Genomic DNA, 998 nt, shown 5'->3' on the forward strand with positions numbered 1-998 from the left:
AGCGCGCTGGACGAGCTGACCGCGCGCCGGCTGCGCAGCCTGCTGCAATCCCTGTGGCTGGACGACAGCCGCCCGCGCCCCACCGGCGTGCTGGTCACGCACAATATGCTCGAAGCGGCGTTCCTCGCCGACCGCATCGCCGTGATGGGCGGCAGCCCGGCCGGCGTGCAGCAGGTGATCGAGGTGGACGTGCCGCGCCCGCGCCACCCCGACGATCCGGCGCTGTTCGCGGTCCACGGCAAGGTGATGGAAGCGCTCCAGAGCTGAAGCGCGTGGCGGCGGCCGGCCGCCTTCCGCCGTCCTCAGCCGGCGGCTGCCCGCGCCTGCTCATGCCGGCTCTGGCACGGCAGGCAGCGCTTGGCGGTCGGGTAGGCCTGCAGGCGCGCATACGGTATGTCCGCCCCGCAGTCCACGCACAGGCCGTAGGTCTGCCCGGCCAGCCGCGCGCGCGCGGCCGCGATGTCGGCCAGTTCCACGCGGTGGCGGTCCGCCATCGCCTGCTCGGCGGCTTCCTCCTCGGCGATGTCCGCCGCGTCGCCCGGCTCGGGCCGCGTGGCGACGGTGCGCGCGGCGTCCGCCGCCGCGACCTGCGCGCGCAGTTGTGTTTCCCGGCCATCCAGCACCAGGGCCAGGCCGTTGCGTTGTTCTTCGGTCAGTGCAGTCAGTGCCGCCATCGTGGGTCTCCCGCTCGCGCCGGTGCGCGTTCTCTCCATTCTGCAACGCCGTGCGCCATTGGCTTTGCGCTGCATCAAGCGCGGCGGCCGAACACGGGCCCAGGCGCGCGGCGGCAGCTCCGCCAGCGCGCGCACGCGCTGCGCGATCTGGGCGATCTGGCCGAAGGCGCGCGCGAAGGCGGCCCGCGCCTCCTCGTCGCTGCCGGTTTCGTGACAGGCCGCGGAAAGCGAAAAAGGGAAAGCGGCAAAGGGAAAGCGGCAAAGACCAGGCCGGGGCCGGCCTGGACCGGCAGCTACCGCGGCGTGGCGCCGGACGCGCCCGGC

The 998-nt window shown here is 74.1% G+C and carries 2 protein-coding genes and 1 pseudogene; 2 read left to right on the forward strand and 1 reads right to left on the reverse strand.

The window, feature by feature from the left end:
* Window positions 1-267, forward strand: a pseudogene (locus K206_RS43890) (ABC transporter ATP-binding protein); the annotation flags it as partial.
* 35 nt (window positions 268-302) lie between these two features.
* Here K206_RS43890 and K206_RS0127390 read toward each other — a convergent pair.
* On the reverse strand, window positions 303-674 hold the full coding sequence (locus K206_RS0127390; RefSeq protein WP_020205568.1) for a TraR/DksA family transcriptional regulator: 372 nt from the start codon (window positions 672-674) through the stop codon (window positions 303-305).
* A 1-nt stretch (window position 675) separates the two neighbouring features.
* Here K206_RS0127390 and K206_RS43145 point away from each other — a divergent pair, with 1 nt between their 5' ends.
* A complete protein-coding gene (locus K206_RS43145) occupies window positions 676-888 on the forward strand; it encodes a hypothetical protein (RefSeq protein WP_155888267.1) in 213 nt (70 codons plus the stop codon).
* Window positions 889-998 lie beyond the last annotated feature (110 nt).

This window comes from Cupriavidus sp. WS, assembly GCF_000395345.1.
In the GTDB taxonomy this organism is placed as follows: domain Bacteria; phylum Pseudomonadota; class Gammaproteobacteria; order Burkholderiales; family Burkholderiaceae; genus Cupriavidus; species Cupriavidus basilensis_B.

What these genes read in the sequence shown, in the direction of transcription:
- K206_RS0127390 (WP_020205568.1), bottom strand. Translation starts at nt 674, where the DNA reads ATGGCGGCACTGACTGCACTGACCGAAGAACAACGCAACGGCCTGGCC.